Source organism: Cellulomonas hominis (assembly GCF_901521055.1).
GTDB classification, from domain to species: domain Bacteria; phylum Actinomycetota; class Actinomycetes; order Actinomycetales; family Cellulomonadaceae; genus Cellulomonas; species Cellulomonas endometrii.
Map to the genome: position 1 here is coordinate 71,119 of NZ_CABEGA010000073.1, position 20,768 is coordinate 91,886.

At 75.4% G+C, this 20,768-nt stretch carries 16 protein-coding genes and 1 pseudogene; 9 read left to right on the plus strand and 8 right to left on the minus strand.

What is annotated here, in order from left to right:
- Positions 1-55 precede the first annotated feature (55 nt).
- Positions 56-2,908 carry an N-acetylmuramoyl-L-alanine amidase gene (locus KJP73_RS17050; RefSeq protein WP_213284070.1) on the minus strand — a complete coding sequence of 951 codons (2,853 nt, stop codon included), beginning with the start codon at positions 2,906-2,908 and terminating at the stop codon, positions 56-58.
- Positions 2,909-3,071: 163 nt separating this feature from the next.
- Here KJP73_RS17050 and rfbB point away from each other — a divergent pair, with 163 nt between their 5' ends.
- Complete coding sequence (gene rfbB / locus KJP73_RS17055) at positions 3,072-4,067, plus strand: dTDP-glucose 4,6-dehydratase (RefSeq protein ID WP_213284071.1); 996 nt, start codon at positions 3,072-3,074, stop codon at positions 4,065-4,067.
- Between the two features lie 55 nt (positions 4,068-4,122).
- Here rfbB and galE read toward each other — a convergent pair whose 3' ends face one another.
- On the minus strand, positions 4,123-5,097 hold the full coding sequence (galE, locus tag KJP73_RS17060) for a UDP-glucose 4-epimerase GalE (protein WP_213284072.1): 975 nt from the start codon (positions 5,095-5,097) through the stop codon (positions 4,123-4,125).
- Positions 5,098-5,194: 97 nt separating this feature from the next.
- Between galE and KJP73_RS17065 the strand changes: the two genes are divergently transcribed.
- Both KJP73_RS17065 and KJP73_RS19390 read left to right on the plus strand, forming a co-directional pair.
- Positions 5,195-6,499, plus strand: coding sequence for an LCP family protein (locus KJP73_RS17065; protein WP_249669489.1), 1,305 nt, complete (start codon positions 5,195-5,197; stop codon positions 6,497-6,499).
- A gap of 2 nt (positions 6,500-6,501) precedes the next feature.
- The gene (locus KJP73_RS19390) at positions 6,502-8,046 is read left to right on the plus strand and encodes an LCP family protein (RefSeq protein WP_249669490.1); all 1,545 of its coding nucleotides are present in this window, start codon (positions 6,502-6,504) and stop codon (positions 8,044-8,046) included.
- 119 nt (positions 8,047-8,165) lie between these two features.
- On the opposite strand, the pseudogene KJP73_RS19395 reads toward KJP73_RS19390, so the two are convergent.
- The 3 genes and pseudogenes from KJP73_RS19395 to KJP73_RS17080 all read right to left on the minus strand — a co-directional run.
- A pseudogene (locus KJP73_RS19395) lies at positions 8,166-9,206 on the minus strand (acyltransferase family protein); the annotation flags it as partial.
- A 174-nt stretch (positions 9,207-9,380) separates the two neighbouring features.
- Entirely contained in the window at positions 9,381-9,929 is a 549-nt protein-coding gene (gene purE, locus KJP73_RS17075; protein ID WP_213284092.1) for a 5-(carboxyamino)imidazole ribonucleotide mutase, read from the minus strand.
- Positions 9,930-9,955: 26 nt separating this feature from the next.
- Positions 9,956-11,122, minus strand: a complete 1,167-nt coding sequence (locus KJP73_RS17080) for a 5-(carboxyamino)imidazole ribonucleotide synthase (protein WP_213284074.1) — start codon at positions 11,120-11,122, stop codon at positions 9,956-9,958.
- A gap of 62 nt (positions 11,123-11,184) precedes the next feature.
- Between KJP73_RS17080 and KJP73_RS17085 the strand changes: the two genes are divergently transcribed.
- On the plus strand, positions 11,185-11,775 hold the full coding sequence (locus tag KJP73_RS17085) for a GtrA family protein (protein ID WP_213284075.1): 591 nt from the start codon (positions 11,185-11,187) through the stop codon (positions 11,773-11,775).
- 29 nt (positions 11,776-11,804) lie between these two features.
- On the opposite strand, the gene KJP73_RS17090 is transcribed toward KJP73_RS17085, so the two are convergent.
- Both KJP73_RS17090 and KJP73_RS17095 read right to left on the minus strand, forming a co-directional pair.
- Complete coding sequence (locus KJP73_RS17090) at positions 11,805-13,130, minus strand: ATP-binding protein (RefSeq protein ID WP_213284076.1); 1,326 nt, start codon at positions 13,128-13,130, stop codon at positions 11,805-11,807.
- Between the two features lie 3 nt (positions 13,131-13,133).
- A complete protein-coding gene (locus KJP73_RS17095) occupies positions 13,134-13,826 on the minus strand; it encodes a response regulator transcription factor (protein ID WP_213284077.1) in 693 nt (230 codons plus the stop codon).
- A 179-nt stretch (positions 13,827-14,005) separates the two neighbouring features.
- Between KJP73_RS17095 and KJP73_RS17100 the strand changes: the two genes are divergently transcribed.
- The 4 genes from KJP73_RS17100 (at position 14,006) to KJP73_RS17115 (ending at position 19,636) form a co-directional block, all read left to right on the plus strand.
- On the plus strand, positions 14,006-15,322 hold the full coding sequence (locus KJP73_RS17100; RefSeq protein WP_213284078.1) for a sensor histidine kinase: 1,317 nt from the start codon (positions 14,006-14,008) through the stop codon (positions 15,320-15,322).
- A gap of 5 nt (positions 15,323-15,327) precedes the next feature.
- Complete coding sequence (locus KJP73_RS17105; protein ID WP_213284079.1) at positions 15,328-16,041, plus strand: response regulator; 714 nt, start codon at positions 15,328-15,330, stop codon at positions 16,039-16,041.
- 143 nt (positions 16,042-16,184) lie between these two features.
- Positions 16,185-17,009, plus strand: coding sequence for an ABC transporter ATP-binding protein (locus KJP73_RS17110; RefSeq protein WP_213284080.1), 825 nt, complete (start codon positions 16,185-16,187; stop codon positions 17,007-17,009).
- A complete protein-coding gene (locus KJP73_RS17115; protein ID WP_213284081.1) occupies positions 17,009-19,636 on the plus strand; it encodes an ABC transporter permease in 2,628 nt (875 codons plus the stop codon). The genes KJP73_RS17110 and KJP73_RS17115 overlap by 1 nt, the downstream gene beginning before the upstream one ends.
- A gap of 72 nt (positions 19,637-19,708) precedes the next feature.
- Here KJP73_RS17115 and KJP73_RS17120 read toward each other — a convergent pair whose 3' ends face one another.
- Entirely contained in the window at positions 19,709-20,125 is a 417-nt protein-coding gene (locus KJP73_RS17120) for a hypothetical protein (protein ID WP_249669491.1), read from the minus strand.
- Between the two features lie 368 nt (positions 20,126-20,493).
- Here KJP73_RS17120 and KJP73_RS17125 point away from each other — a divergent pair, with 368 nt between their 5' ends.
- Positions 20,494-20,742 (plus strand): WhiB family transcriptional regulator, encoded by a 249-nt coding sequence (locus KJP73_RS17125; RefSeq protein WP_122151410.1) that lies wholly within the window; start codon positions 20,494-20,496, stop codon positions 20,740-20,742.
- The last annotated feature ends 26 nt before the right edge of the window (positions 20,743-20,768 follow it).

The window sequence follows — 20,768 nt, forward strand, 5'->3', positions numbered from 1 at the left end:
GGGGCGCGAGCGCCGCGTCAGCATACCCGCGCACGCCCTCGCCCCCGGTGCGTCGTCAGTCGGAGAAGTACCCGAACACGTCCGCGAGCACGTGCGTCGACCCGAGGTTGTTGTACACGTTGACCCGGCCCGACGCCGGGGCGACGTAGACCTGGTTCGCCTGGTCACGGCCCGCGCCGGCGTTGAGGTCGGAGGTCGCGGGGCGTGAGCCCGGGCCCCAGACCGTCAGGTACGTCGCCGCCGCCGTGGAGCCGGTGGCCGTGAGGTTCATCGCCAGCGCGTCCGCGCCTGCGGGCAGGCCCGCCACCCCGAGCGACCGGGCCTCCCCCGCCGCCAGCGGGCTGCCCGAGCGCGTGTCGAAGGCGCGTACCGGGGCGATCGGCGTGAACGTGGCGGAGGCCGACGCGCCGTACCAGCCGACCACGTCGACCACCACGTTCTGCGCGACCCCGTCGACGTACACGTCCAGCTTGCCGCCGCTCAGCGTGACGACCGCGCGGTTGGCGGTGTCGCGGCCGGGCTGGTTGTTGACCGTGGACGTGGTGCCCGCGGCTCCACCGCTCGGCAGGACCGCCACGTACCCGTAGCCCCCCGGCCGGACGGAGACGACGTTCACCGCGACGGCCGTGGCGTCGGCGGGGACCCCGCCCACCCCGGCCACCTGCACGGCGCGCCGGGTGCGCGGCGCGACGGCACCGCCGGACTGCCGGGTGTCGAGCACGCGGCTGGCCGTGGTCAGCGGCTGGTAGCCCGTGCCGGACGCCGTCGTGTAGTACCCGGTGACGTCGACCAGCAGGTGGGTGCTCCCGAGGTTGTTGTAGAGGCTGACCTTGCCCTCGCCGCCGACCCCGACCACGAGCGACCCCGCGGTCGTCCGTCCGGGGTCGGTGTTGAGGACCGACGCGTTGGGCCGCGCCTGCCCGGCCGGCCAGGCCCGCACGTGGGTGATGGTCGAGGAGTTCACGGACGTCACCGTGAGGGCGACGGCCTTGGCGTCCGCGGGGATGCCGGAGACGCCGGCCACCTTCACGTCCACCCGGGACGCGGTGCCGAGCGACGCCCCGGTGGGCCGGGTGTCGAGTACCCGGACCGGCGACATGGGCACGAAGCCGAGGTCCCCGGTCAGGGCGACCGGCGCCACCGTCGGCGGGTTCTGGCTGCCCGACACCGTCACGTTCACGGCGTACGGCACGAGCGTGGTGGACCCGTAGGTCCCGCTGAGGGTCAGCCGGTACGTGCCCGGACCCACCGCGTTGCCCGCGGACGACGTGCCGTTCCAGGTCGCGATCGCGCCGCCGCCGGAGGGGCCGGAGCTCCCCGTGACCCGCTGGACCACCATACCGGTCCGCGTGTCCGTCACGGCCAGCGACCAGCTCGCGCCGGTGATGACGCCGCCCGTGACGGAGACCGAGCCCCCGATGCCGACGGACGTCGCCGTGGCTGCCGGGTTGACGAACCCGGCACCGATCAGCGCCCGGGCCCGCGCCCGGATGCCGTCCAGGGTCGCGTAGCCCGCGTTGCCCGGGCAGGCGGTGAAGGCGGTGTCGCGGTGACCCACGACGACGCGCAGGTCCAGCTTCGTGCCCGCGGGGTACCGCGAGTTCTCACCGCCCCAGGTCGTGTACCCGACGGTGCTCGTGGGGTCCCGGTGGTACTGGGACAGCCGCCAGGCGATCAGCCGGGCCACCGACTCCTGCGTGCCCGCCGACGGGGTGACGCTGCTGTAGTCGCCGAGCATCGAGATGCCCACGGTCGAGGTGTTGAAGCCGCCCGCGTGGACGCCGATCACCGGCTGGGTGCCGGAGTTCGCCCGGCCCTCGTACACGTTTCCCCACTTGTCGACGAGGAAGTTGTAGCCGATGTCGCACCAGCCACGACCGTCGATGTGGTACGCCTGGTCGTTCCGGATCTGCTGCATGGCCTGGGCGACCGTGCTGTAGGAGTTGCTGCCGGCGGTGTGGTGCACCACCGCGGCGAGCAGCGTGCTCGCGACGTCGGGGGCGCAGACCTGGCCGCGGGCTCCCCACTGGGCGCGCGAGTACACGGCGGGCGCCGACACGGCGGTGGGCACGTAGGCGGCGGTCCGGAAGGTCGCGTCCGTGCTCGACGCCGCGCCGTCGACGGCTGCGGGCTCCTCCTCCGGCGACGAGACGAGCGCCAGCGTCATGTCGGAGGGGCCGCCCTCCGGCGTCCCGGCGAACGACAGCTGCACCGCGTCGGCCTCGCCGACCCAGAGCGAGTCCGTGCCCCCGCGCAGCGCGTGCTCGGCGTCGGCCGTGCCGTCGTCGGGTGCCACGTCGGACGCCCCCAGGTCCGTCCACTCCGACCACGTGCCGTCCGTGAGGGAGCGGGCCTGCGGGGCGAGAGCCGCCGCCTGCACGTCGGCGGGCCAGGTCACGCCGATCGTCTGCGCGCCGGCGGTCTCGACCGGTGCGGTGACCACGCGCTCGGGCTCCTCGGCCTCCACGAACCCGGCCACGACGGTCTCGGCGGCCGCGTCGACCGGCGGCAGGTCCTCGGCCGCCTCGACGGCCGGCTCGGGCTCGGCCGCCGGCGTGTCGCCGGGCGTGGGTGCCGCGTCCGGCGCGTCCGGCGCGTCCGGGGCGGCGGCGCGGTCCTGCGCCGGCGTCCCGACCTCCGTCGCCTCCGCGAGCGGCGCCACCACGAGGTCGGCCTGCTCGACCGTGGTCCGGGCCGCGACGCCGTCCTCCGCCGCGGGCAGCGCGGCCGCGGGGGCGTCCGCGCCGAGCACGGTGTCCAGCGCGGCGGCGGTCACGCCGGTCGCCGGGGCGGAGGACGCCGCGCCGGACCCGGAGGAGGCGCGGGCGGGGTCGGCACCCACGGGGAGCCCCGCGGGGACGGCCGTGACGGCGACGAGGGCGAGGCTGAGCAGAAGGCGCGAAGGCATGGCGAGCGTCCCAGGCTGGGTGACGGACGGACCCCCGCAGCGTCAGACACGGATTGACTGCAGTCAAGGACGCGCGCCGCGCGGCACCCGCCGGCCACCCGTACGCCGAGCGGCGGCCGGGTCGCTAAGGTGGTGGGGCTCAATCCACCGTGGAGGTCCCCTCGTGCGCATGCTCGTCACCGGCGGAGCCGGTTTCATCGGCTCCAACTTCGTCCACCAGGTCGTGCGCGAGCACCCCGAGGTGCAGGTGACCGTCCTCGACGCCCTGACCTACGCGGGGGACGAGAAGAGCCTCGCCCCCGTCTGGGAGCAGGTGACGTTCGCCAAGGGCAGCATCACCGACCACGACATCGTCGACGACCTCGTGAAGAACAGCGACGTGGTCGTCCACTTCGCCGCCGAGTCGCACAACGACAACTCGCTGCACGACCCGTGGCCGTTCGTGCACACCAACGTGATCGGCACGTACACGCTGCTCGAGGCGGTGCGCCGGTACGACGTGCGCTACCACCACATCTCGACCGACGAGGTCTACGGCGACCTCGAGCTGGACGACCCGGCCAAGTTCACGCCGGACACCCCCTACAACCCGTCGAGCCCGTACTCCTCGACCAAGGCGTCCTCGGACCTGCTGGTCCGGGCCTGGGCGCGGTCCTTCGGCGTGCGCGCGACCATCTCGAACTGCTCGAACAACTACGGGCCGTACCAGCACGTCGAGAAGTTCATCCCCCGCCAGATCACCAACGTGGTCGACGGCATCCGCCCGAAGCTCTATGGCACGGGCGAGAACGTGCGCGACTGGATCCACGTCGAGGACCACAACAGCGCGGTCTGGGACATCATCACCAAGGGCCGCACCGGCGAGACGTACCTGATCGGCGCCGAGGGCGAGGAGAACAACAAGACCGTCGTCGAGCTGATCCTCGAGCTCATGGGCCAGTCGCCCGACGCGTACGACCTGGTGAGCGACCGCCCCGGCCATGACCTGCGGTACGCGATCGACGCCACGAAGCTGCGCACGGAGCTCGGCTGGGAGCCCCGGTACACGACGTTCCGCGACGGCCTCGCCGCGACGATCGACTGGTACCGCGCCAACGAGGCGTGGTGGCGGCCGCAGAAGGACGCCACCGAGGCGAAGTACGCGCAGCTCGGTCGCTGACCCCGCACGGCAGGACGCCCCGTCGCACCCCGGTGCGGCGGGGCGTCGTGCGTCGTCAGCTGCGGTGCGCGTGCTGCCAGGCGGCCCACGCGCTGCCCAGCGTGCCCGCCAGGGACTCCTGCGCCACCCACCCCAGCGCGTCCCGGATCGCCGTGGGGTCGGCGACCACCTCGGCGGGGTCGCCGGCGCGGCGGTCCGCGAGCTCGGGCTCGACCGGTGCGCCCATCGCCTCGGCCAGGCCGCGCAGCACCTGCAGGACGGACGTGCCGACGCCGGTGCCCACGTTGAAGCACCGGAACGGCTCCCCCGGCCCGCGCATGCCGTCCAGCGCCGCGACGTGGGCCCGTGCCACGTCGAGGACGTGCACGTAGTCCCGCACCCCGGAGCCGTCGGGCGTGGGGTAGTCCGTGCCGAGGACTCGCGGCCGCTCGCCCGCCGCGACCGCGGCCAGCGCCCGCGTCACGAGGTTCGACACCGCCGGGTCGCCGAGCTCCGGCCACCCGGCGCCCGCCACGTTGAAGTACCGCAGCGCGGTCCCGCGCAGGGCCCCCGTGGCGGTGAGGTCCCGCAGCAGCCACTCGCCCACGAGCTTGGTCCGGCCGTACGGGTTCACGGGAGCCGTGGGCGCGGCCTCGTCCACCAGGCCGCTCGCGACGTCGCCGTACACCGCCGCGGACGACGAGAACACGACCGACCCCACGCCGGCTCCTGCGCTCGCCCGGAGCACCGCCGCCAGGCCACCCACGTTCTCCTCGTAGTACCGCAGCGGCTCGGCGACCGACTCGTCGACCCGCTTGCGGGCGGCGAAGTGGATGACGTCGGTGACCCGGCGACGGCGCATCACGTCGCCCAGCGCGTCCGCCGCGCCCGCTGCGGTGACGTCCAGCCGCACCAGCTCCGCGCTCCCGACCCGGTCCGCGCGCCCCGTCGACAGGTCGTCCACGACCACGACGTCGCGGCCCTCCTCGCTGAGCAGCCGGACGACGTGCGCGCCGATGTAGCCGGCGCCGCCGGTGACGAGGACGGTCATGGGCGCCAGCCTACCGAGGCCCACCTGCACAGATCCTCCACGCGCTCACCGCCCCGGGTCCGTGAGCGCGGAGCCCGCCGCTCTTATGCTCTCCCCCGTGAGTTCCCGCCACGCCGCCCCCGCACGCCCTCGTGCCGTCCGCCACGGGCGTCCCCGCCGCTCCCACGCGGTCCTGCGCGGCGTGGCGCTGGCCGCCGTCGCGATCCTGTGCTTCGGCGGGTCCGGCGCGGCCGCGCTCTACGTGCGGCTGAACAGCAACATCAACACGATCGACGCGTCGGACCTGATCGACACGCTGCCCGAGCCCGAGGTCACGGCGACCGGCCCGGCGGACCCGGACGACCCGAACGCCGGCCAGCCGGTGAACATCCTGCTGATGGGCTCCGACGAGCGCGACGGCGAGAACGAGGCGATCGGCGGGTACGTCGGCGGCATGCGCTCGGACACGACGATCCTGGCGCACATCTCCGCGGACCGGACCCGCGTCGAGCTGATCTCGATCCCGCGCGACTCCCTCGTGGACATCCCGTCGTGCACGATGAGCGACGGCTCCACGACCGGCGCGCAGCGCAACGCGATCTTCAACTCGGCGTTCTCGATCGGCGCCGACAACGGCGGGGACATCGCGTCGGCCGCCGCGTGCACCATCAACACGGTGCAGGCCAACACCGGCGTGCCGATCCACCACTTCGTCGTCGTGGACTTCGCCGGCTTCATCAAGATGGTCGACTCCATCGGCGGCGTCTCGCTGTGCGTGCCGAACGACATGGACGCCCCCAAGGCCGGCCTGCACCTGACCGCCGGCAACCAGACGCTCGACGGCACCACCGCGCTGGCGTTCGCGCGCGCCCGCACCGGCACGGGCGTGGGCGACGGCTCGGACACCAACCGCCTCGGCCGCCAGCAGCGCCTGCTCGCCGCGGTCGTCAGCACGGTGCTCAGCAAGAACATGCTGACGGACATCACGCAGCTGATCCGGTTCCTGGACTCCGCGACCGAGTCCCTGTCGATCGACAGCGGGTTCAGCTCGATCACCGACATGGCCGGCCTCGCCTACAGCCTGCGGAGCACCCCGGCTGGGAACATCTCCTTCATGACCATCCCGTTCGCCGCGGCGCCCAGCGACCCCAACCGGGTGCAGTGGACCTCCGAGGCCGACACCATCTGGGCGAACGTCGCGGCGGACCAGCCGATGCTGACCGGCACCAGCCAGGACCCGGCGGCCGACGCGGGCACCGGCACGACCGACGGCAGCACAGACGCCGGCACCGCGGCACCCGGCAGCGGGGCGACCGCCCCGCAGACCACGGCGCCCGCCACCCCGGCGACACCGGACCCCGCCCAGACGCGGGAGGCCGGCAAGGAGGCGTTCTCCGCCGACGACGTCACGGCGGTCTGCTGACCGTGGCGCGCCCCGACGACCGCTCCCCGCGGGACCCGTCCCGCGGCACCCCGCCGAGCTTCTCGCCCGCCGGCGGTGGCCGTCGCCCCTCCGCCGACGGCGCCGTCCCGGTCGGGGACCCGCCCGCTGCGGGCGCCGCCCCCGGCCGCACGACGCGTCCCAGCCGGCCCGCCGCACCTGCCCGGCCCGCAGCACCCGCCCGCCCGGCCGTGGCCCGGACCAGCGCGCGGCCCGCAGCCGGCGCGCAGGGCACGGGTCCCGGCCAGCCGCAGGCACCGGGACCGGCGCAGACCCCGCCGCAGGCCCCCGCGAGCATCGCGCCCTCCGCCGGGGCGCGCCCCGCGCAGCCCGGCGAGGGCCCGCGCCCCACGCGCGTCTCCGGCCGGACCGGCACGCCGGCGCGCGAGGGCTCCCCCGCCACGCCCGCGGGACCCGGGACCCGGCCCGCCCGGCAGAGCGCGCCGACGGGACCCGGGCGCGGCCGTCCCGGCGGGCCCGCCGCCCGCCCCGGTGGCCCGGGTGGTCCGGGCGTCCCCGGACGCGCGGACCCCGACGCCTCCCCCGCCGCTCCCCGCCGTCGGCGGCGGCGCGGCCGGGTCGTCGCCGTCGTCGTCGCGCTGCTGCTGGTCGCCGTGATCGCCTGGCCCGTCGGCCTGGTGATGTGGGCGAACGGCAAGGTGCAGCACGTCGCCGCGCTCTCGGGCGCCGCGGACACCCCCGGCACGACCTACCTGCTCGCCGGCTCGGACTCGCGCGAGGACGGCGTCATCGAGGACTCCGAGACGATCGGCGCCCGCACGGACACGATCCTGCTGCTGCAGGTCCCGGAGTCCGGCCCGGCGGCCCTCATCTCGCTGCCGCGCGACACGTACACGGAGATCCCCGGCCAGGAGCCGAGCAAGCTGAACGCCGCGTTCTCCTGGGGCGGGGCGCCGCTGCTCGTGCAGACCGTCGAGGGCCTGACCGGCATGACCGTCGACCACTACGTCGAGGTCGGGTTCGGGGGCGTCGAGCAGATCGTCGACTCCCTGGGCGGCGTCGACCTGTGCCTGGACGAGAGCACCGGCATCCAGTTCCCGGTGAACGAGCCGAAGTCCGGCCTGATCTGGGACACCCCCGGCTGCAAGACGGTGGACGGCGTGCAGGCGCTGGCGTTCTCGCGGATGCGCTACGCCGACCCCTCGGGCGACATCGGCCGCGGCCTGCGCCAGCGCCAGCTCATCTCCGCCGTCGCGCAGAAGGCCGAGAACCCCTCGCTGCTCTTCCAGCCGGGCAAGCAGGTGTCGCTGATCAGCTCCGGCACGGGTGCGCTCACCGCGAGCGACGGCACGGACATCGTCGACCTCGGGAAGCTCGCGCTGGCGTTCCGCGCCGCCACCGGCCCCGAGGGCATCACCGGCACCCCGCCGATCATCGACATGGACTACCGGCCGGGTGGTGCGGGCTCCACGGTCCGGCTCGACCCGGACCAGGCGCCGACGTTCTTCGAGGCCGTCCGGGACGGCACCCTGCCCCCGGGCGTCGTCGGCGGCGTCCCGGCCTCGTAGCGCTCCCGCACGGTCCGCACCGCGCGGACCACGCCGTCGCGCAGCCGCTCGCAGCCCACGGTGGTCGCGCGGCGCAGCCGGGGCCCGAGAGGCCGCTCGACGAACCGGTGCACGAGCCACGCGAGCACCAGCGAGAACGTCACGGCCGCCGTCAGCACCGCCCACACGGGCAGGCGCCCGGTGAGCAGGTGCACGACCCACAGCCCCCAGTACTCGTGGGTGAGGTACAGCGGGTAGGTCAGCGCGCCGACGGTGGTCAGGCCCGCCCAGCGCCACCGCGACAGGGGCGTGAGGGCCACCAGCGCGACCAGCCCGACGCAGCCGAGCAGCGCCGCCGTGAGCATCCCCGGCCGCGGGGCGAGGACGGAGTTCTCGCCGAGCGAGTCCATCCGTGCCGGCACGAGCGCCGCGGTGGCCAGCGCGGCGTTCCCGGCCACGAGCAGCCACGGCAGGACGCGGTGCCCGGTCCGGTGGATCACGTACAGCGCCATGCCGGCCGCGAACAGCGGGGCGTAGGGGGCGACCAGCCAGGTGACGGCGTCGGTGATCCCGAGCGTCCGGGCCAGCATCGCCGCGGCGGGCCACAGGGCGGCGAACCACAGCACCCGCGCCCGGGTGATCCCGACGGCCGCGAAGACCGCGACGAGCAGGTAGAACCGCAGCTCGACCCAGAGCGTCCAGTACACGCCGTCGACGTGGTCGACGTCGAACAGGCTCTGCAGCAGCGTGAGGTTCACCAGGACCTGGTCGCCGGTGATCTCCTTGCCCGGCCACACCAGGAGCAGCAGCGCGCCGGTCGCCAGCACGCCCACCCAGTAGGCCGGGAACAGCCGGCCGACCCGCGACCCGACGACGTCCGGGACGGAGCGGCCCCACGCGGTCATGAGGATGACGAAGCCGCTGATCACGAAGAACAGCTCCGGGCCCAGCGACGTGTACACGGCCCACGGCGCGACGGCGGGCGCGACCTCCGCGAGGTCCCGGCCCCAGGCGTCGGTCTGCCGGGCGGTGAAGTGGTACGCGAGGACCCCGAGGGCGGCGAGGAACCGCAGGCCGTCGAGGGCCGCGAGCCGCGGGGCACGGGCCCCCGGCGGTGCGGGGGCGGCGGTCGCTGCGGCGTCGGGGCCGGGCGCGGTCCGGGGCGGCGCGAGGGTCGTCACCCGATCGACGGTAGGTCGGCCCGCGGCGCCCCGCCCGTCGAGCGGGCGGCCTCGACGAGTCCTTCACGCGTCCCGGCCCGAGGTCGTCACACGATGCCGAGGTCGCCCGTCCTGCGGGACGACCTCGTGCGCGTGTGACGACCTCGAGGCCGTGCGACGACCCCGTGCGAGGTGTCAGGCGCCGAAGCCGACGCCCTGCCGGCGGCCGTCCCCGTGCTGCGCGCGCAGCCGCTCCCCCTTGGCGTCCGCCTGGGCCCGCAGGTCGTCCTGGAACGCCCGCATCGCCGCGGCGACCCGGCGCGCGGTGTCGTCCGTCCCCGCCCCGAGGATCCGCGCGGCGAGCAGGCCGGCGTTCCGGGCCCCGCCGATCGACACGGTCGCGACCGGCACCCCGGCGGGCATCTGCACGATGGACAGCAGCGAGTCCAGGCCGTCGAGCCGCGCGAGCGGCACGGGCACCCCGACCACCGGCAGCGGCGTGACGGCGGCGAGCATGCCCGGCAGGTGCGCCGCTCCCCCGGCACCGGCGACGACCACGCGCAGCCCCCGGTCGGCGGCGCTGCGGCCGTACTCGACCATCTTGTCCGGCTGCCGGTGCGCCGAGACGACGTCGACCTCGACGGGCACGTCGAACTCGGCGAGCGCCTGGGCGGCGGCCTCCATCACGGGCCAGTCCGAGTCGGAGCCCATCACGATGCCGACGAGCGGTCCCTGCGCAGCCATGTTCTCCTCCGGGTCGTTGCGGGTCGTCACGCGACGGGCTCGCCGCGCAGGACGGCCGCGGCGGCGACCGCCCGGCGGCGCACGTCGGCGAGGTCGTCGCCGCTGACCGTCACGTGCCCGAGCTTGCGGCCGGGGCGGACGCCCTTGCCGTACAGGTGCACCTTGGCGCCCGGGTCCAGCGCCGCGACCTCGGCGAGGCCGTCGGTCAGCTCCGCGCGGGTGCTGCCCAGCACGTTCGCCATCACGGTCCACGGCGCCCGGGCCTCGGTGGCGCCGAGCGGCAGGTCGAGGACGGCGCGCAGGTGCTGCTCGAACTGGCTGGTCACGGAGCCGTCGATGGTCCAGTGCCCGGAGTTGTGCGGGCGCATCGCGAGCTCGTTCACCAGGACCTGCGGGGCGCCGCCGTCCGGGTCGGCGACCTCGAACAGCTCGACCGCGAGCACGCCGGTGACGCCCAGGCCCTCGACCACGGCCCGCGCGATGCCCTCGGCGGCGGCGGCGGTGCGCGGGTCGAGGTCCGGCGCGGGCGCCACGACCTCGGAGCACACCCCGTCGCGCTGCACGGACTCCACGACCGGCCACGTGCGCACCTCGCCGGACGGGGTGCGCGCGACCAGCGCGGCGAGCTCCCGGGTGAACGGCACGCGCTCCTCGGCCAGCAGCGGGGCGCCGGTGCCGTCGGCCGCGGCGGCCAGCCAGTCGCCGGCCTCGTCCGCGGACCGCACGACGCGCACGCCCTTGCCGTCGTAGCCGCCGCGGGCGGTCTTCACCACGGCGGTGCCGTCGCCGGCCGCGAGGAACGCGGTCAGCTCGCCGGCCGAGGCGACGGGCGCCCAGCGAGGGCACGGGACGCCGAGCGCGGTCAGCCGGGTGCGCATGACGATCTTGTCCTGCGCGTGCACCAGCGCGTCCGGGCCGGGACGCACGGCGACCCCGCGGTCGACCAGCTCGGTGAGCAGCCCGTTCGGCACGTGCTCGTGCTCGAAGGTCAGCGCGTCGGCACCGGCCACCAGCGCCTCGACCGCCACGGGGTCCGCCGCGGCGCCGACCGGCGCGTCGACGACCACCTGCGCCGCCGAGGACGCGGCGTCCTCCACCAGCACCCGCAGACGGATGCCCAGCGCGGTCGCCGCGGGCGCCATCATGCGGGCGAGCTGCCCACCACCGACCACTGCCACCACGGGTGCTGCCACGGTCGACGAGCCTAACCGACCTCGCACAGCACTCCCCCAGCGGGTGGGGATATCGTCTCCCGGTGCTCTCCTCCTCCCGCGCGCCCGGCCTCGCCGCCGCGCCGGGACCCGCCCGCGAGGCCCGTCCCGGCCGGCTCAGCGCCGCCCTGCGCGCCCGCGCCCTGGAGCTGGCCCGGTTCGGCTCGGTCGGCACCGTGGCGTTCGTCGTGGACCTCGGCACGTACAACCTGCTGCGGTTCGGGCCGGTCGACGCGCTGCACGGCAAGCCCCTGACCGCCCGGATCATCGCGGTCGTGCTCGCGACGCTCGTGTCGTGGCTGGGCAGCCGGCACTGGACCTTCGCCGACCAGCGCACGCACGGCCGCGGTCGTGAGCTGGCGCTGTTCGCGGTGATCAACGCCCTGGGCATCGGCATCACCGTCGGGACGCTGTGGTTCTCCCACTACGTGCTGGACATGCGGGGGCCGTTCGCCGACAACGTCGCGAACGTGATCGGCATCGGGCTCGGCACGGTGCTGCGGTACGTCGGGTACAAGCTCTTCGTCTTCACCGGCACGTCGACGCCGCCGGTCGCGCTCGCCACCGTCGGGCACGAGGCCCGCACGGGGACCGCCGGCTCCCTGCCCCGGCCGCGGCCCGGCGACACCGCCTGAGGCACGCTGGACACGCGCCCGACGCCGGCCTAGCGGCGCCGGCGCGGCCGCTCGACCCGGGGCGAGATGATCGAGCCGCGCGGCAGGACGACGTCGGGCGCCATCGCGGCGGGGACGCCGGTGAGGAACAGCGCGAACACCGCCGGGCGCCGCTGCGCGAGCTCCAGGCGCGCCCCGTCGGCCGACGCGAGGTCCCGGGCGAGGGAGAGCCCCAGGCCGGTGCCCTTGCCGGACGTCACCTCCCGCTCGAAGATCCGCGGCGCCAGGTCGTCCGGCACGCCCTCGCCCTCGTCGGCGACCTCGACGACGACCGCGCGCGACGCACCCGGCCGCGACCGGACCGTCGTGGTGCCACCGCCGTGCCGCAGGGAGTTCTCGATCAGCGTGGCGAGCACCTGGGCGAGCGCGCCCGGGGTCGCCAGCACCTGCGTCGTCCGGTCGATCTCGACGACCAGCCGGCGGCCCGCCGCCTCGAAGGTCGGCCGCCACTCCTCCTCCTGCTGGTGCACCACGTCGATCAGGCGGACGGCCTCGGTGGTGCCGCCCTGCGCGCGCCGGGAGCGGGTCAGCAGGTCGTCGACCACGGTGACGAGCCGCTCGACCTGCTCCAGGGAGATCCGCGCCTCCTCGCGCACGGCGGCGTCGTCCGAGGCCAGCATGATCTCCTCGAGCCGCATGCTCAGGGCCGTCAGCGGGGTCCGGAGCTGGTGGGAGGCGTCGGACGCGAACTGCCGCTCGGCCGCGAGCCGCCCGGCCATCCGGTCCGCGCTGCGCGCGAGCTCCGCGGCCACGAGATCGATCTCCTCCACCCCGGACGGCTCCAGCTGCGGGCGCACCTGGCCGGAGCCGAGCTGCTCGGCGGACGCGGCGAGGTACACCAGCGGGGCCGCCAGCCGGTTCGCCTGCCAGATCGCCATCGCGATGCCGGCGGCGAACGCCACCACGGCAGCCGCCACGACCAGGCCCATGATCTGCGCGCTCATGAGGAACACGTCCCACCAGGGGGCGTACATCGTGATGCGCGCGCCCGTCGTCGACGTCTCGGCGATCGTCACCGAGCGCTCCGGGACCTCCGGGCCGGCCTGGTAGCGGGCGCCGTCCTGCGCGACGACGAAGATGCTGACCTCGATGCCGCCGCCGCGGTCGACGTACGGCTCCAGCATGTCGTCGGACAGCGGGGTGCCCTCCTGGACGCGGCTGTCGATCTGCCGCGCGAGGTCGGACGCCCGGGTCTCCAGCGACCCGATCTCGTTGTCGCGGACGTACTGGGCGCCGAGGAAGGCGAGGGGGAAGCCGAGCAGCACGACCGCGACGGTGACGGCCGCGATGGTGGCCTGGAGGACGCGGCGGCGCACGGGTCAGCCCCGCGTGCCCTCACCGGACTCGAACCGGAACCCCATGCCCCGCACCGTGCTGATGTAGCGGGGCGCGCTGGCGTCGTCGCCGAGCTTGCGGCGCAACCACGACACGTGCATGTCGAGCGTCTTGGTGGACCCGGTCGGGTCCGAGCCCCACACCTCGCGCATGAGGGTCTCGCGCGCCACGACGGTGCCCGCCGCGCCGACGAGCACGCGCAGCAGGTCGAACTCCTTGGCGGTGAGGTGCAGCTCGCGCTCGCCCTGGAAGGCGCGGTGCGCGGCGACGTCGACGCGGACGTCCTGGCTGCGCAGCTCGTCCTCCTCGGGGGTGTCCCCGCCGGTGCGCCGCAGCAGGGCCCGCACGCGGGCGAGCAGCTCCGCCAGGCGGAACGGCTTGGTCACGTAGTCGTCGGCGCCGGCGTCGAGCCCGACGACCAGGTCGACCTCGTCCGCGCGGGCCGTCAGCACCAGCACCGGGGTGGTGAGCCCCTGGTTGCGGATGGCGCGCGCCACGTCGAGTCCGTCCATGTCCGGCAGCCCCAGGTCGAGCACGACCAGGTCGGCCTCGCTGGCCCGGTCGATCGCGCCCTGGCCGGTGCCCTGCACGCGGACGTCGTAGCCCTCGCGACCCAGGGCCCGGGCCAACGGCTCGGCAATGGCGGGATCGTCCTCGGCCAGCAGCACCTGGGTCATTGCGCCATGTTAGGTCATGGGAGGGTCTGGTACACGGTGCGCGCGGGTATCGGTCCGGTGAAGATGTCCCCGATCCGCCTCCGCTCCGCCTCCGCTCCTCCCAGGGGCGGACCCGGCCGGGACCTCGGTCCGTCCCCAGGGGCACGACCCGGCCCGGCGGCCGCACCTAGGCTGGCGCGATGACGTGGTGGGAACGCCTCACGCGGTGGGAGGAGCGCCACCAGCTCGGCATCGACTCGACCCTGACCGTGCTCACGGGGCTGCTCGTGGTGCCGATCTCCGTCGCCGCCGGCTCGGAGTGGGGCCCCGGCCCCCTGCTGGCGGCGGTGTGGGCCGTCGGGACCTGGGCGCCGCTGGCCTGGCGCCGGCGCCGACCTGTTGCCTCCGTGGTCACCGTGTACGCCTTCGCCCTCGCCCACCTGGTGCTCGGGGCCCCGACGTTCATGCCCGCGGACATGGCGGTGCTCATCGCGCTGTACTCCGTCACGGTGCACGGCCCCCGCTGGGCGCACCGGACCGCGATCCTGTCCGCGGTGGTGGGCAGCCTGCTGCTCAGCGCGATGCTGGGCTACCAGGCGGTGCTGGGTGCGACGAGGCCCGTGGACGTCGCCGCCACGGTGATGCTGCTGTGGGTGTTCTGCTCGGCGTGCGCCGTCGCCACCTGGGCGTTCGGCCTGATGCGCCGGTCCCGGCGCGAGACGATCGCCGCGCTGCGGGACCGCGCCGAGCGGCTGGAGGTGGAGCGCGACCAGCAGGCCCAGATCGCCACCGCCGCGGAGCGCACCCGCATCGCCCGCGAGATGCACGACATCGTGGCGCACTCGCTCTCTGTCGTGGTGGCGCAGGCGGACGGCGGGCGGTACGCCGCGGCGGCCGACCCCGACGCCGCGACCCGCGCGCTGGGCACCATCGCCGAGACCGGCCGCGCCGCGCTCGCCGACATGCGGCGGCTGCTCGGGGTGCTGCGCGAGCCCGACGCGGCCGAGCGGTCCGCCACCACCCCGTACACCCCGCAGCCGGCGGAGCAGGACCTCGAGGGCCTGGTCGAGCAGGTGCGTGCGTCGGGCGTGCGGGCGTCGCTGGTCCGGATGGGCACCGCGCGGCAGCTGCCCCCCGGCGTCGGGCTCACGGTCTACCGGATCTGCCAGGAGGCGCTGACGAACGTGCTCAAGCACGCCGGTCCCGACCCGGCGGTCACCGTGCTGGTGCAGTGGCGGGCCGCCGCGCTCGTGCTGGAGGTCACCGACGACGGCCGGGGCGCCGCCGCGGACACCGACGGCGCCGGGCACGGCCTGGTCGGCATGCGGGAGCGGGCGGTCATGGTGGGCGGCACGCTCAGCGCGGGCCCCCGGCCCGGCGGCGGGTTCCGGGTGCACGCGGAGATCCCGCTCCCGGGCGGGGCGACGGCAGCCGTGCCCGCCGTGCCCGCCACGCCCGCCGCGGCTCCCGCCCCTGCCGCCGGTGCGCCCGGCGTCCCCGACCCGCACCTAGGCTGACGCCCATGACCGAGACGATCCGCGTCGCCGTGGTGGACGACCAGCAGCTCGTGCGGGCGGGGTTCCGGCTCGTCATCGACTCCCAGCCCGACCTGTCCGTGGTGCTGGAGGCCGGCGACGGCGCCCAGGCGGTGCAGGCGCTCACCCCCGGCACGTCGCAGTCGCGGCTCGTCGGCCCGGTCGACGTGGTGCTGATGGACGTCCGGATGCCGACCCTCGACGGCCTGGCCGCCACGGAGCGGATCGTCGCCGCCGGGACCCCGGAGCACCCCGCGCCGCGGATCATCGTGCTGACCACGTTCGACCTGGACGAGTACGTCATGTCCGCCATCCGCGCGGGCGCCAGCGGGTTCCTGCTCAAGGACGCCCCGCCGGAGGACATGCTCGCCGCCATCCGGACCGTGCACCGCGGCGACGCCGTCATCGCGCCGTCCAGCACCCGCCGGCTCCTGGAGCACCTCGTCACCGCACTCCCGCCCGAGAGCCGCGACGCCGGCCCCGCGGAGGACGCGCTGGCGACGCTGACCGACCGCGAGCGCGAGGTCCTCGTGCTCATGGCGCGCGGCCGGTCCAACACCGAGATCGGCGAGGACCTGTTCGTCGCGGAGGCCACCGTCAAGACGCACGTCGGCCGCATCCTCGCGAAGCTGGGCGCTCGGGACCGCGTCCAGGCCGTCGTGGTGGCGTACGAGACCGGTCTGGTCGTCCCCGGCGCCTGACGCCCCTCCTGCCGGGGGTGGCCCCGCGCGACGGCGGGTCCTCCCCCGGGATGACCGCAGGTCAGGACCGCAGGTGGACGCGGCACCGCGGCCCCGCTCCGTAGCGTCGAGGCATCAGCCACCGACCACCCAGGAGCACCACCGTGGACCCGTTCGTCCCCGCCCCCGCCGGCTCGCCGGCCCCCACCGGCGCCCACGCCGCCCGTACCGTCGAGGCCGCCGTCCGCGCCCGCGGCCTCACCAAGGTCTACGGCCGCGGCGAGGCCACCGTGCGCGCGCTGGCCGGGGTCGACGTGGACTTCGCCGCCGGGGAGTTCACCGCGATCATGGGCCCCTCGGGCTCGGGCAAGTCGACCCTCATGCACGTGCTCGCCGGCCTGGACGCCGCGACCTCCGGGTCCGCGTTCCTCGGCCGCACGGACGTCACCACGCTCGACGACGACTCCCTCACGCGCCTGCGCCGCGACCGCGTCGGGTTCGTGTTCCAGTCGTTCAACCTGCTGCCGATGTTCACCGCGGAGCAGAACATCCTGCTGCCGCTGGAGCTCGCCGGCGCGAAGGCGGACCGCGCCTGGTTCGACACGCTCGTCTCGACCCTCGGGCTCGGCCAGCGGCTCACGCACCGGCCGTCCGAGCTGTCGGGCGGGCAGCAGCAGCGCGTCGCCATCGCCCGCGCGCTGATCGCCAAGCCCGAGGTCGTCTTCGCCGACGAGCCGACCGGCAACCTCGACTCGCGCTCCGGCGCCGAGGTGCTGAGCTTCCTGCGCCGCAGCGTCCGGGAGCTCGGCCGCACGATCATCATGGTCACGCACGACCCGACGGCCGCGGCGTACGCCGACCGCGTGGTGCTGCTGGCCGACGGCCGGATCGCGGGCGACATCGTCGACCCGACGCCGGAGGCCGTGCTGGCCGGGCTGGACGCGCTGCGCCAGCTCGAGGTCACCGCCGACGTGCCGGCAGGTGCCTGATGTGGCGGCTCACCCTGGCGCAGATGCGCCGCAGCCTCGGCCGGCTGACCGCGGCGGGCGTCGCCATCGCGATCGGCACCGCCTTCGTCGCCGCGACGCTGCTCGCCGGTAGCGTCATGCAGCGGATCTCGTACGACTCCATCACCGCGTCGTACGGGTCCGCGGACCTGATCGGCCAGTCGCCGGTCGCGCTCACCGACGCGACGGTCGACGCCGTGCGGGCCGAGCCGGGGGTCGCCGCGGCCGACCCGCGCGTGATCGTGCCGTACGTCCAGCTCACGGCGGACGGCAAGGAGATCTCGCAGACGTTCGTCCCCGTGCCGGGCGACGACGCGTTCGACACGCAGCACATCACCGCGGGCGAGCTGCCGGCGGGCGACGGGGAGATCACCCTCCCCGACCGCGCCGCCGAGCGGCTGGACGTCGAGGTCGGGGACGAGGTGACCGTCTCGTACAACGAGTGGCAGGTGCGCGGCGAGGCGTCGCTCGACGACCCCGCCAACGTGCTGGTCCGCGACCAGGAGGTCACGGTGGTCGGCGTGACCACCGACCCGACGTCGGCGTGGGCGGAGTTCGACGGGGTGGCGCAGGCCAGCACCGCGGACATCCTCACCTGGTCCGGCTGGGGCCAGGGCGCCGGCCCGCAGCCCCTCGAGGTCGCCGACTCCTACCAGATGCTGATCGCCCTGGAGCCCGGTGCCGACACGGCGGCGGTGCAGGAGTCCGTCGAGGGCGTGCTCGCGGCCGACGGGGGCGACGCGATGGTCCTGACCCGCGACGCGGCCGCCGAGCGCGCGATCTCGGGCGACGGCACCGGCCCCGTGCTCGTCGTGGTGCTGTCGTTCGCGGCCGTGGCGATGATCGTCGCCGGGCTCGTCATCGCGAACACGTTCCAGGTGCTCGTGGCGCAGCGCACCCGCACGCTGGCGCTGCTGCGCTGCGTCGGGGCGGTGCGGTCGCAGGTCCGGCGGTCCGTCCTGCTGGAGGCGTCGCTGCTCGGCCTCGCCTCCTCGGTGGTGGGTCTGCTGCTCGGGACGGGCCTCGTGCAGGTCGCGCTGCTGATCATGCAGCGGGCGGACCTCCCGTTCCCCGTGCCGTCCGCCGTGGCACCCACGGTCGCGAGCGTCGTCGCGCCGCTCGCCGTCGGCGTGGTGGTCACGGTCCTCGCCGCGCTCACCCCGGCGCGGGTCGCCACCCGCGTCGCGCCGATCGCCGCCCTGCGCCCGGCCGAAGCCCCCGAGGCCGGCAGCCGCGCCGGCCGGTTCCGCCTCGCGGTCAGCCTGCTGCTCACCGTCGGCGGTGCCGTCCTCCTCGGCGGCGGGGTCGCCGTCGCCAGCACGGCGGACGCGTTGATCGCGGTCGGCGTGGCCATCCTCGGTGGCGCGACGTCGTTCGTCGGCCTGCTGGTCGGCGCGGTGTTCTGGATGCCGAAGGTCGTCGCCGGCATCGGCCGGCTGGTCGGTCGCGCCGGGATGCCCGCCCGGCTCGCCGCCGCCAACACCGGCCGCAACCCGGCGCGCACCGCCGCGACGAGCACCGCGCTGCTGATCGGCGTGACCCTCGTCGCGATGATGAGCACCGGGGCCGTCACCGCCCGCGCGTCCCTCGACGGCGAGCTGGACACCCAGTTCCCCGTCGACGTGCAGGTGTCCGCGCCCGCCGGCGTCGACACCGACGGCAGCTCGATCCCCGAGGCGCTCCCCGCGGGCACGGAGGACCGCCTGGACGGGATCGACGGCGTCGCCTCGGTCGCGGTGCTGCCGACGGACACGGTCACGCTCGGCGACACCGGCACCCTCGCCACGGTGCTGGCGCTCAGCGAGGCGCAGGCCGGCGACGTGCTCCGGGACGCCGACCTGGCGGCCCAGGTCGCGGACGGCACGGTCGTGGTGCCGCAGCCCATGGCGAAGAGCGCGGACGTGGAGGACGGCGACACGCTCACGCTGGCCCTCGGCGACGACCTGACCGGTGAGCCGGTCGAGGGGACCCCGACGGTCGACCTGACGGTCGCGGTCAGCTCCCTCGAGGACTGGACCGTGCTCGTCACCCCGGCGACGCTCGAGGACCTCGGCTCCGCCGGCACCCTCAGCACCGCGTGGCTGCGGGTGGCGGACGTGGAGTCGTCCGGGACGGTCGTCCAGCAGATCCAGGACCTCACCGCCGACACGGCGCTGGACATCTCCGGCGCGGCCCTGGAGCGGGCGCTGTACCAGCGGGCCATCGACACGATGCTCGCGGTCGTCGTCGGGCTGCTGGCGGTCGCGGTGGTCATCGCGCTGATCGGCGTGACGAACACCCTGTCCCTGTCGGTGATCGAGCGGCGTCGGGAGTCCGCGACCCTGCGGGCGCTCGGCCTGACCCGGCGGCAGCTGCGGGCCTCCATGGCCGTGGAGGGCGCGCTGATCGCCGGGGTCGGCGCGGTCGTCGGCGTGGCGCTCGGGCTGGCCTACGGCTGGCTCGGCTCCGCGGCGGTGCTCGCCACGCTCGGTGAGCTGGAGCTGCGGGTGCCGTGGGCGGACCTGGGCATCGTGCTCGGGGTCGCGCTGGCGGCGGGCGTGCTCGCCTCGGTGCTGCCGGGTCGCAGCGCCGCCCGGACGCCGCCCGTCGCGGCGCTCGCCGTGGACTGACACCCCCGGCACCGACGAGGCCGCACTCCCCTTCCCCGGGGGGCGCGGCCTCGTCCCGTGTTCAGGTGCCGTTCACGCGGCGGGCTGCGGGCCCGTCGTCCACGCGGTGACCGGCGGCAGCAGCAGCACCACGGCGGTCACCGCGGCCAGGGCCAGCACGCCGACCGCCCACAGCTGGACCTCGACGCCCAGCCAGCCGATCGCCAGGACGACCAGCAGGATCTGCACCGTCATCACCGGCGAGCGACCCCAGCGGTCGCCCCGCAGCAGCCCGCGCCCCGCGCCGGCCAGCAGCGCCGCGACGCCCAGGGCGAGCGCGAGCATGAACAGCACGGGCCCCGGCATCGACGACCCCCGGACCAGCACCACGACCGTCGCGACCGCGGCGGCCACCAGCCCCACGGCCTCGAGCAGCACGAGGGCGGTCAGCAGGCGCACCGCACCGGGCGGCGGCAGGGACGGGGCGGCGGGCGCGGGCGTTCGGCTCACCCGGTGAGACTAGAGCCCCGCGACGGCGTCCGCGTCGGTGCAGGTCAGGGCCATGACGCCGTGTCAGGAAGGGACGATGGTCCCGCAGAGCGGGCGAAGTTGGCACCGAGTACCCCGATGGGAGTAGCGTGCGGCCCAGGCGTCCAGGATCCACACAGGTGTGACCGACGCCTCAGGCGTTACGCGGGAGAAACCTCCCCGTAACCCCTTGTGCGCTGTGTGCGCCCATGTGAATCTTGTACTCAGCAGTTCGAATCCGAGCGCCGACGCTCACGCCCCCGCGACATCATCCCTGCGTCGGCGTGTGCTTCTGCGCCTTGCCACCCAGCCCCCTGGACGTGGCTTGCCCCTGTGCTGAGGAGTGTTCGATGGATTGGCGCCACCGCGCAGCATGCCTGACCGAGGACCCGGAGCTGTTCTTCCCGATCGGCAACACGGGCCCGGCCCTGCTGCAGATCGAGGAGGCCAAGGCCGTGTGCCGCCGGTGCGACGTGGTCGACACGTGCCTGAAGTGGGCGCTCGAGTCCGGCCAGGACGCCGGCGTCTGGGGCGGCCTCTCGGAGGACGAGCGCCGCGCCCTCAAGCGCCGCACCGCCCGCCAGCGCCGCGCCGGCTGACGCACCGCACCACCACGACGCCCGCC